The organism is Deltaproteobacteria bacterium, assembly GCA_018668695.1.
Classification (GTDB): Bacteria; Myxococcota; XYA12-FULL-58-9; order XYA12-FULL-58-9; family JABJBS01; genus JABJBS01.
Genome location: JABJBS010000353.1, coordinates 1 through 10,424 on the forward strand (window position 1 = coordinate 1; position 10,424 = coordinate 10,424).

Below are 10,424 nucleotides of genomic sequence, written 5' to 3' on the forward strand. Positions count from 1 at the left end.
GCTCGCCGAGTTCTTCAATTACGACGCCCTCGAACTCGGGGAACGTAACATCGGCCCCGGTAAGACGAACGCGGCGGTAAAGCCTCCAGGTGTACACAATCTGCCCGCCCACATAAGGCGTTTCCGTTGATACTGTTGTCTCGATAAATGCAGCAGCTTGTTCTTTCGGTTTTTGGCTAGGGTCTAAAACAGTGAGGATAAAAGGCCTACTTTGGTAGAGCTTGCCGTCGATATCTACACTGGCTGCCCCAATTTGAAACTTGCCGGTTTGGCTTGGTACCAGAATGAAATTGTATGATACGCTCGAACTCATTTTGCCGTTGATGATGTTGGTTTGAGATGAACGGCCTCGATTATAAACCTCGAAGGATGGAAACTCCGGAAGCTCGGGCTCACTGCGTCCACCTTCAACTTCTACAACAAGCTGAATTTGGTCTTCGGTGGTGACTTGATTACGGTCAACACTCACTGAGATTCCCGCGGCATAACCCAGCGAGGGCAGGAGGGTTACCAGGAGGATAAAGGCTGAACGGGTAAGTTGGTTCATCATTACCAGTCCTTTCCACCGGGTGCGCGCCGGCCCTTGGCCTTCTTACCGCGTTTAGATGGCTTACGCTCGGGGCCAAGGTTTCGGAGTAGACGCTCGGCGTCTTGCTTGCTCATATCTTGTTTGCCTTTTTTGGCATTGGCTTCTTGCTCTTGCTGAGCCTTCTTGGCTTCTTCACCATCGCTGACTCCATTGCCGTTAGAGTCTTTTTTGTTGGGGTCAGTTTCGTCTTTGTCTACTTGCCCGTTACCATTTTTATCTTCTTCACCGTCGGAGAGGCCGTCACCGTCACTGTCCGGGTTATTGGGATCCGTGGGGTTCTTTGCAGACTTTTCTTGCTCATCCGGTAGGCCGTCTTTGTCTGTGTCTTGCTCAGGAGCGTCTTCTTGCCCGTCCTGGTTTTGACCTTCTTGGCCGTCTTCCTTTTGCTTTTGCTCATCTTGCTTGTTGGGATCTTGCTTATCGTTTTGTTGTTGCTCTTGCTGCTTTTGGTCTTGTTGGTTCTCTTGGTCTTGTTGCCGCTTTTTCGCTTCTTCATGACGCCGCCGGATTTCATCTCGAACGTATTCAATATTGAATTTTGCGTCTTCGTCGCTGGGGTTGAGTTCAAGAGCGCGCTGATAAGCCTTAACCGATTCTTCGAGTTTACCTTCCTTAAAGTAGGTGTTGCCCAGGTTGTAATGAGCTTCAGCTTGTACGGCTTTGGTGCCATTGGCGGCTGCACTCTGAAAAGACTGAGTGGCATCTTCCAAGTTGTTCATCTGGTAATGTGCTGCCCCGATACTGAGCATGAGATCTGTGTCGTTTGGTTTTTCAATCTGTAAATCGACAAACCCTTGGAGAGCCTGGTCATACGCGCCGGCCTCGAATGCCTTGTAGGGATCTTTGAACTTTTTATTTGAGAGAGGCGCTGGTTTTTGTTGTGCCGGTAATGGAACGTTTTGCGGCATCGGTGTGGTTATTTGTCCTGCCGAGTTGGGTGGATTTTGTGCCCACGCCGTGCAGCTAAGTAGATAAACACATATCGGAAGAATCCTACGCAACATGATTATCTCTCCTGCGAACTTGTTCTGAGATAAAGGGCTCAAGCATTAGGAAAATGAGCATCAACCCAAGCACCCATTGAAAGCGCTCTTCCCAGTGTTGTCGTCTTTTGGATCCCAACTCTTGGTCTTGAAGGGTTGCTTTGATGCCGCCGGTGTAGATTTCTTCGAGGTCCATGTCACCGGTGACTGAACGCACGTAGCGGCCTCCGGTGTTGAGCGCAATTTTTTGAAGGGTTGGCTCATCGAGCTTACTTAAAATCATTTCGCCTCGGCGGTCTTTTCTAAAGCCGCCTCTTGCGTCGGGAATAGGTGCGCCTTCATCGCGGCCAATACCAATGGTAAATACCCGCACGTTTTCTTTCTTGGCTTCTTCAGCTGCCGCAAGCGCATCACCGCTGTGGTCTTCACCGTCGGTAATGAGAATCACAGCCCGCGAGCCTTCGTTGCCGCCCTTAAACGCATCCACAGAGGTGAGGATGGCGGAGGATAGGTCAGTGCCCTTTACGGGGATAAGTTCTGTATCGATGGTCCCTAAAAAGATTTGGGCCGCTGCGTAATCAAGGGTGAGAGGGCATTCGAGGAATGCGGTACCGGCAAAGGCAACCAAGCCAACACGGTCGCCATCGAGTAACCGAAGCAGATCAGTGATTTCACGTTTTGCGCGTTCGATACGGGTTAGTTTGCCACCTGTCTCGGCATCTTCAACGAGCATACTGTCCGATACGTCCAACGCAATCACGATATCAACGCCTTCGCGTTTAACATCTTCCCAGGTGAAACCATATCGAGGTTGGGCAAGGCTGAGAATTCCCAGGCTCAGTGCAATAACAATGCAGACCGCTTTATAGGTTTGTCGTTCTTGGCTGTAGTTACCCGCGAGGCGCTGAACCAGCTCGAGGCTTGCAAATTGTTTGAGCAATGAAGACTTTGTCCGAGCAACATAAATATAAAATGCGATGAGCAGCGGTGCGCCCCAAAGCAGCCAGAGCAAATCAGGTCGTCCTAATTTGCCATCGCATCCTGTGAGCAGCAGAGTTTGCATGGTCAAGCACAATGTTGTGATGCGTGCCATCATGGGATCTTCCTATAACGTGTGCCGAGCAGAACAATTTCCGTAAGCAAAAGGAGTAAGGCCGCCCAGACGAAGAGCGAGAATTCTTCGTTGTATTCTAGGTAGCTCATGCTCTTGATTTCTGTTTTTTCAAGAGCATCGATTTTGCCATAAATAGCATCCAGTGCTTTTTCATCTTCGGCTCTGAAATAAGCGCCCTTTGTTGTAGTGGCGATGGCTTGGAGTGTTGTCTCGTCAATTTCCACGTCTTGATACACGGGTTGGGAACCAAAGAGACCCTGCTGGAGGAACGGTGCTTTGCCTCGGGTACCGGCTCCAATGGTGTAGACTTTAATGCCAAAGGCTGCGGCGGCTTCTGCTGCACTTTGAGGCAATAAACTACCGGCGTTGCTACGGCCGTCGGTAAGTAGGACCACAATTTTTGATTTGGCTTGGCTGTCTTTTAGACGACGAACTGCGGTACCCAACGCAGAACCGATTGCGGTAGAATCACCGGCCATACCGATTTCAAGAGCATCGAGAAATGTAGCGACTATGCCATGGTCGAGTGTGAGCGGGCATTGCGTAAATGCTTCTTCGCCAAATACGACCACGCCAATTTGGTCATTGGGCCGTTTCTCTACGAACTTGGCGACGACGCTTTTGACCACTTCGAGTCTATTACGGCGACGCTTCAGTGGTTTTTCGGCGTCTAGGTCTAAGGCTTGCATACTCCCTGAAGTATCGATGGCAAGAACGATATCAACGCCTTCAGTGATAACCTTGGTATGCTGCTTCCCGGTTTGTGGCCGCATGATGGCAATCGTAATCATTACAACAGTAACAATGCGAAGCAGGTGCAGCAGCTGACGAATACGAATGCTCATCGATGGTTTGAGACGCTTGAGCGAGCTAATGCTTGAGAAGCGCAAAGCCGCGTGCCCACGGCCGGCCTGCTGAGCTGAACCAAAACGCCAGAGCATAGCCAATGCCCAAATCAAGACGACTGGGCCGATAATGAGGCCTAGCCAGGTATCTGCGAAATTGAGGTGACTCATGCTGCAGCCTCTTCGATGGGCTCTGGTTTAGGAACGGTTGCTTCAACAAACGAAAGTGCCTGTTCGTAGGCGCGTTCGATTTCAGACTCTTGAGCGGCTCCTCCGGCATATTTGATGGCGTCGGTGGACTCGAGGAATGAGCGCAGTTGATTTTTCAGGGGCGCATCTACTGGAAGTTCATGTTGAATAAACGGCACCAGCTCTTCGGTTGTTAGGTCGGTTGCGTTCATGCCAAATCTATTTTCAACATAGGCCCGGACCACGGCGGAGAGTGAGAAGTAATATTTACGAACCGCGTCTTGGTCGCTAAAATCTGTTTGTCGAAGGTGGTTGAGCGCTTCAAACGCTATTTCATGTGCGGGAGCCGGAGGTACCACCACCACGGGACGATTTTTACGACGATGCCATATAAAAACGATAAGTAGCACCAGGAGTACCGCACCAATTGCACCATAGAGAGGCCAGGGGATAGGGCTTTCCACGCGGCGAAGCTTTTTAAGACCGCGGATGTCGGCGGCACTTCCGTCTTTGGGTAAAACACTTTTAATTTCTAGAAATATCTCGGAGGTCTCGATGGTTCCTTTTTGGAGGTCATCGCCGGTACCTTCCTGGAAGGCAATCGTAATGGAGGGGAGGATGTATGAGCCAACAAGGTCGCCACGTAATTGGTACCAGGCGGTGACTTCAACACGGCTATCGGTTTCAGGGCTTTTCTCTCTGCCGAAGTCGATGATTCGCAGACCGGCAATTTCTGACCCCACTTCAGGTAGCTCTAAGGTGACGCTGGGTTTGTGGTTGACCGTCACTCGGTAGGTGATGACGTCACCGGTTGTTGCGATGGCTTTATCAACGCTTGCACTTGCTTCTACAGATGGCCGGTTATCGGTCGCAGTTGTAGTGGCTTGCTCTTTGGCGCAGGAGCTTAGGCAAACAAGAAGGGCCGCAACGGCTATGATGCATTGAGATTGCCGCATGGTTAACGAGTGAGCCTTTCGGGGTAAAGCTTCACATCGCCAGCGCTCATCTCTTGGGTGATGACATCGCTGTATGCCTTTTGTACCTTCATCATGCGGTAAGCTTGCTCAACGGCAGGCTTGGCTTGTTCGAAAGTTGGTTCTTTATCGCCTTGCTTAAACATCGCCTTTTGAGCTTCGAAGAAGTTCCTTAGGTCGGAGTCTTCTACTTGGATGTTGCTGGCGACTTCTTGTTCAAGAAAATGGCCAACGACCAAGTGCTTATGCATTTGGGCTAAGCGTCTTTGAACCTCTGGCTTATTTTCATATTCTAACTTTTGAGCTTTTCTCCAAACCAATTCATCGGCCACATGTTTTTGCAGCAGCTTAGGGGCATTTTGTGGCCCGCTGAGTTCTTTGGCAAATTCTGGAGGCATATCGTCTAAGGCACGTTGAAGGTCCGACTGATAAATTTTCCGCTCACCGATTTCAGCCACCACCACGTCATCTTTGGAGCGCTGGACGGTATCTGGAGCAAGCTGCGTTTGGCCGGTGAGAACAGCCCGCGCCGCATGGACACGCCCCAATCTTTCAAGCGTGTGTACAAGCTTCTTTGCGAGCTCTGGTTGCATATCGCCAACACCGGCAACTTCTGCCTCGTAAAACCAGCGCAGGGCATGACCAAACTTTCCAAGGTCTAAGTAAATATTACCCACGCTGTAGGCCATAACACCTTTCTCGGGGTGGCTCGGGTTGTTTTCAATCCAGGAAGCGTATCGATGGGCAGCAGGTTCCAATGCACCGGCGGCTTTAAGTTTACTTGCGACCTCGCGAATGGAATCTGTGGAAGTATTTGCGCTGCTCTTGTCGGAGTTTCCCCAAATAACCAATCCTGCCACCACCGCAATGGTCACAAGGTTGAGAATAAGCATCATGCCCTTGGTTGGCCCGTTTTGAGGCTCGGGGGTTATGGGAGGTTGTCTTAAATCCACGGTTTTCGTCCTCTACCTTTGTGCGTCTCTGCTGCGGAAAAATCGCATGATGGGGTCGATGTAGCCGCGGTCGGTGCGCAGCTCGATCTGTCCAATGCCCGCCCGGCGAAATCCTTCTCGCCGTTGATTGCGGTCGTCCCGTCCTAAAATGCGAAATCCTTCGCGTGTGTTTTTGTCACGTGTGTCTACAATGATGGTCTCACCCGTTTCCGCATCTTCAAGTTCTAGAATGCCAACAGGGGGTAGCGTGAGCTCTCTGGGGTCGGAAATAGAGATGGCGGTGAGGTCATGTTTTTTGGAGGCTGTCTGTAGCCGCTGCGTTACTTCATGGTCGATGAAATCGGAGATAACGAAAGCGACGCTTCGGTGCTTGATGACTTTACCCATGAACTCAATGGCGGCATCTAGGTCTGTGGCCCGGCGCTCCGGTTTGAAGTTTAGAATGTCACGAATGACCATCCAAACGTGAGCGCGACCTTTTTTAGGGGGCACATAATGCTCAATGCGATCTGAGAAAATGATGAGCCCGACACGGTCATTGTTTTTGATAGCAGTGTAAGCGAGCACGGCGGCTACTTCCGCAGCTATTTCGTTCTTGAACTGGTTCACCGTACCAAAGGCTCCTGATGAACTAACATCCACCATGAGCATGACCGTGAGCTCTCGCTCTTCACGGTGAACTTTGATGTGGGGGATGCTGGTCCTTGCGGTAACCTTCCAGTCGATGTGGCGTACGTCGTCACCGGGGGTGTAAGCACGGACTTCCTCGAATTCCATGCCGCGGCCTTTGAAGGCGCTTTCATAATCGCCCGCGAGTGCATCTGTGACGAGGCGCTGCGTGCGGATCTGAATGGCTTTGATCCGTGCGAAAATCTCTGGTGAGAGAACATCCGTGAGGTTGTTGTCAGTCATAGAATGGGCTGCCTAATTCGCTCAGGGTACATCTACGGTGCTAAGCACTTCTTGGATGATGTCGTCACTGGTTAATTCTTGAGCTTCTGCTTCATAGGTTACGAGGACCCGGTGGCGAAGAATATCAGGAGCAATCGTTTTCACGTCTTGTGGTGTCACATAGCCACGGCCATTCATCAGTGCAAATACTCGAGAGGCTTGAAGCATGAAGATGGTAGCACGAGGCGAACCACCAATCTCGATAAGCTTCTCAAGCTTGCCGAGCTTGAAGAGAGCTGGCTCACGCGTCGCGAAAATCAAGTCTACAATGTACTCTTCAACTTTCGGGTCTACGTATACTTTGTCTGCAAGCTCACGAGCACGCAGGATATCTTCTGTGGTTAGAACCTTGTCGACTTGTGGCTTCTCTTTTTGAGAATATCGCCGCATGATTTCTTTTTCTTCTTCGCGGTTGGGGTAACCCACTTTGAGCTTAAGCATAAAACGGTCAACCTGTGCTTCGGGGAGCGGGTAGGTGCCTTCTTGCTCGATTGGGTTTTGTGTTGCGAGGACTAAAAATGGTTTGGGCAATTCGTGAGTGGTGTCGCCGATAGTTACGTTGCGCTCCTGCATCGCTTCGAGCAGAGCACTTTGTACTTTGGCGGGCGCGCGGTTGATTTCATCAGCCAGCAGAAAGTTGGTAAATACCGGACCTTTCTTGAGGTCGAAGTCACCGCTTGATGGGCGGTAGATCTCAGTGCCCACAACATCGGCAGGCAGTAAGTCTGGTGTGAACGAGACCCGTGAGAAGTCCGCCTGGATAGTTTCAGCGAGGGTCTTCACCGCCGTGGTCTTTGCAAGTCCTGGGAGACCTTCGATTAAGATGTGTCCGTCAGCAATAAGAGTAAGGACCAAGCGGTCAATCATATAGCGTTGACCAACCACGACCTTGGCTACTTCGTCGCGCAGGCGGTTGAGCGTTTGTGCAAACGCTTCGATTTCTCGGCTAATGTCTTGTGTAGGTGCGGAGGTCATTGAATGTGCATCCTCTCAAGCCTCATCGACAAATTCGATGGAGGACTTGTCTTGGTCGTCCGGGTTGGGACGCCTTGTGTCTAGTTCAAGTTCTATTTTTCGTTCCATCAGGTCTAAGGTGGGTTCATCTACTATCTGACCACCGTACCGAACCTGCTCTCGAAGTTGTGTGAGAGAGGATTGCTGGGCTTCAAAAAGGTGAGCGCCAAGCTCCTCCATCACTTCATTCAGTAAATCGAGGTAGGCAGCTATATCACTGTCCATCCGTAATCGTCGAGCATCTTGGAGCTTGTTCTGAATGCTTTCAAGCGTGGCTTTGGGAGAGTGCTCTGATTTGAGCGCAGCTTGTTTTTTTCGAAGCAGAAAGAGCCCAAAGATTGTGAAGAGCCCGGCGAAAGCAAGACCTGTGGCCACAAATATTGAAGCATGAGAGGCCAGTGCTCCCTGGACCTCGATGGTGGGGCCGTCGACTCGCTCACGAATGGGTTCAGCTTCACCGCGCGGTGTGTATTTGAGCTCGATGGGATCAAATTTGTAGCTGCCAGGCTCTGCCACGGTATAGCTGAAGCGATAAGTGACGACCTTCGAGCCAGCTTGGCTGGTTGTGCTTGCGGTCATGGAGACTTCGTTGGCACCGGTGGGCAGGGCGATGGTGGGCGGGTGCAGCAAGTATTCACTGAAATTACCCGACCAAGTAATCGGCACATCGATATGGAAAGTGTTGTTGGCGGTTTGGGGGACTTCCGGCGCGATAACCCTGGCCGTGGGCGGATTAAAGATGGTGGGGAGTTCGATTCCTTGAGCGTTGGCCGCGTAGATATCAGCGGGTGCATCATCTGTTGGCATCATCTCGAGCAGGGCATCTACCAAGCCTTGCATCTTGCTCCAGTCTCGGGCGCCTCTGGCAATTCCAATCAATGTCCCCTCGGGTGATATGAGGTAAGTGACTGGGATGCTGCTCGCTTTGTAGGCTCGGGAGACCTCACCTTGAGGGTCCATCAAGATTGGGAAAGTGATGCCCATTTTACGGGCCATGGAGCGCACCGGCGCCGGGGATTCGTCTGTTGATACGGCTAATAAGTCAATGCCTTGCGGGTGATGCATTTCATGGAAGGTTTGCAAGGAAGGCATCTCGTGCATGCACGGGCCGCACCAAGTGGCGAAGAATGTGAGGACAACCCAGCGTCCGGCTGTGTCGGAGAGGGCAATTTCTGAGCCTTGGAGGGTAGGGAGCTTAAAATTCGAGGCTGCTACCGCGGGATCGATGGCTTGGATACCGTGGGCGGCCAAAGCTTGGTTGATATTGGAACCCCAGGCCGGACCACTGGCGACGAGAAGGTACAAGGCCACTGTGCTAGCAACCAATCTCCTAAAAACTTTATGTTTTTTGTTCACTCGCATTGTTTCGCCAATCACAACAAACCTACTGGTGTGATGTTTTGTCCGAATTTCTCCAGCCTTTCAACCCCGAGGGACGGCGCAGTATTCCCTGGAGAGAAATATTTCGTATTTCTTAAGATCGGCATCATTGATGAAGGCGTTTAGCTGGCTGGATCGAGGCTCCAGGGCCGCACAAATCGGTTCGGGTCGAGTTCCGTGTGCGGAGCTGCGATGACTTCGTGGTCGAGGGTGTTTGAGCCAGCCATTTCAACGGCGGCCTCTACTGCTGCTTCTACGTCGGCTTGCTCACCCCAGAAGGTCACGAAGGTTTTACCACCAAAGCCTGAGGCTGGGTGGATTCGAGATAGCGTGACATTTGCACTCTTTACGCCGGCATCGGCACATAAGATCCCGGAGGCGACGGTTTTTAGCTCCAACATACCAATAGCTTGGCCAGCTGGAGCATCAACTCGCTGATTGTGGAGCGCTTGAACCACGCTGGGGTGCACGAACGGCAGCATGAGCTGGTCGATGCGGCGGGGGCCCAGGGATTCGTCGGCAGCTTCGAGAGACGCTTCTACACTTGCCACATCACCTGCAAAAATGAAGATGACTTTACCAGGAGAGACCGGTGCAAACGCCACGATCTGGATTTCGGCCATTTTTAAGGCCTCATCCTGAGCGCGGAGCGCAGATGGAATTCCCTCTATTTCGAGGAGCGCTAAAGCTTCTATTTCTGGTAAGTTCGACACAAGAGGAGCTGTTTACTACGAAGCCGAGGCCTTTGTGAATAGCTGAATGTGGGATTGCGAGTGAAAGTCGTGTTAGGCTATCCTTAAGTAAGCAGTAAAAGAGGCAAAATGCGGTACGGAATCTTTTCAGATGTTCACGGTAATATTGAAGCTCTGGATGTCGTTTTAGACTTCTTGAAGGACGAGGGAGTGGACCGTTACGCATTCTTGGGTGACGCCGTAGGCTACGGAGCCAACCCAGACGAGGTCTGTACGAAGATCCGTGAGCTTGAGCCGCTTGCGGTCATGGGAAATCATGACGCTGCTGTTTGCGGGCGAATGAGTTACGAAGATTACTACGATGCCGCTCGCCATGCTCTAAGCTGGTGCAAAGAACGTATTTCACCGGAGAACATGCAGTGGCTCAAAGACATGCCCTACAAGGTGCGTGAAGGGCACGTTGAGTTTTGTCACGGCGCACCCGTGATGCCTCAAGCCTTCGATTACCTTTTCTCCGCAGACCAGGCTATGGGTGTGCTGCGCGGCGGCTTTGATAGCCTTGCGCCGGTTACTTTCATTGGGCACAGCCACCTTACGATTTCATTTCGCATTTCGGGCAGCTCGGTTGAGCCGATTATTGAGAAGCAGGTTGAGTGTGATGAGCAAGCCAACTTTATCATCACAGACGGCAGTGTGGGGCAGCCCAGAGACCGTGATCCGAGAGCCTGCTGTGGTATCTA

The 10,424-nt window shown here is 51.5% G+C and carries 11 protein-coding genes; 1 reads left to right on the forward strand and 10 read right to left on the reverse strand.

Annotated features, from left to right (window positions below; all coding sequences use genetic code 11):
- The 10 genes from HOK28_20185 to HOK28_20230 form a co-directional block, all read right to left on the reverse strand.
- On the reverse strand, nucleotides 1-550 hold a 550-nt coding region (locus HOK28_20185; protein ID MBT6435426.1), incomplete at its 3' end, for a hypothetical protein.
- Entirely contained in the window at nucleotides 550-1,593 is a 1,044-nt protein-coding gene (locus HOK28_20190; GenBank protein MBT6435427.1) for a tetratricopeptide repeat protein, read from the reverse strand. The genes HOK28_20190 and HOK28_20185, both read right to left, overlap by 1 nt.
- Nucleotides 1,583-2,425, reverse strand: a complete 843-nt coding sequence (locus HOK28_20195; GenBank protein ID MBT6435428.1) for a VWA domain-containing protein — start codon at nucleotides 2,423-2,425, stop codon at nucleotides 1,583-1,585. The genes HOK28_20190 and HOK28_20195 overlap by 11 nt, the downstream gene beginning before the upstream one ends.
- Before the next feature lie 239 nt (nucleotides 2,426-2,664).
- A complete protein-coding gene (locus tag HOK28_20200) occupies nucleotides 2,665-3,702 on the reverse strand; it encodes a VWA domain-containing protein (protein ID MBT6435429.1) in 1,038 nt (345 codons plus the stop codon).
- Nucleotides 3,699-4,676, reverse strand: coding sequence for a hypothetical protein (locus HOK28_20205; GenBank protein ID MBT6435430.1), 978 nt, complete (start codon nucleotides 4,674-4,676; stop codon nucleotides 3,699-3,701). The genes HOK28_20200 and HOK28_20205 overlap by 4 nt, the downstream gene beginning before the upstream one ends.
- Nucleotides 4,677-4,678: 2 nt before the next feature.
- The gene (locus HOK28_20210) at nucleotides 4,679-5,647 is read right to left on the reverse strand and encodes a hypothetical protein (protein MBT6435431.1); all 969 of its coding nucleotides are present in this window, start codon (nucleotides 5,645-5,647) and stop codon (nucleotides 4,679-4,681) included.
- Between the two features lie 12 nt (nucleotides 5,648-5,659).
- Nucleotides 5,660-6,559: a DUF58 domain-containing protein gene (locus HOK28_20215; GenBank protein ID MBT6435432.1), complete on the reverse strand. Its 900-nt coding sequence runs from the start codon at nucleotides 6,557-6,559 to the stop codon at nucleotides 5,660-5,662.
- 21 nt (nucleotides 6,560-6,580) lie between these two features.
- The gene (locus HOK28_20220) at nucleotides 6,581-7,573 is read right to left on the reverse strand and encodes a MoxR family ATPase (GenBank protein ID MBT6435433.1); all 993 of its coding nucleotides are present in this window, start codon (nucleotides 7,571-7,573) and stop codon (nucleotides 6,581-6,583) included.
- Between the two features lie 15 nt (nucleotides 7,574-7,588).
- On the reverse strand, nucleotides 7,589-8,923 hold the full coding sequence (locus HOK28_20225) for a TlpA family protein disulfide reductase (protein ID MBT6435434.1): 1,335 nt from the start codon (nucleotides 8,921-8,923) through the stop codon (nucleotides 7,589-7,591).
- A gap of 191 nt (nucleotides 8,924-9,114) precedes the next feature.
- Complete coding sequence (locus HOK28_20230; protein MBT6435435.1) at nucleotides 9,115-9,705, reverse strand: BMC domain-containing protein; 591 nt, start codon at nucleotides 9,703-9,705, stop codon at nucleotides 9,115-9,117.
- A gap of 108 nt (nucleotides 9,706-9,813) precedes the next feature.
- On the opposite strand from HOK28_20230, the gene HOK28_20235 reads away from it, so the two are divergent.
- Nucleotides 9,814-10,424: metallophosphoesterase family protein (locus HOK28_20235; protein ID MBT6435436.1), on the forward strand; the 611-nt coding region annotated here is incomplete at its 3' end.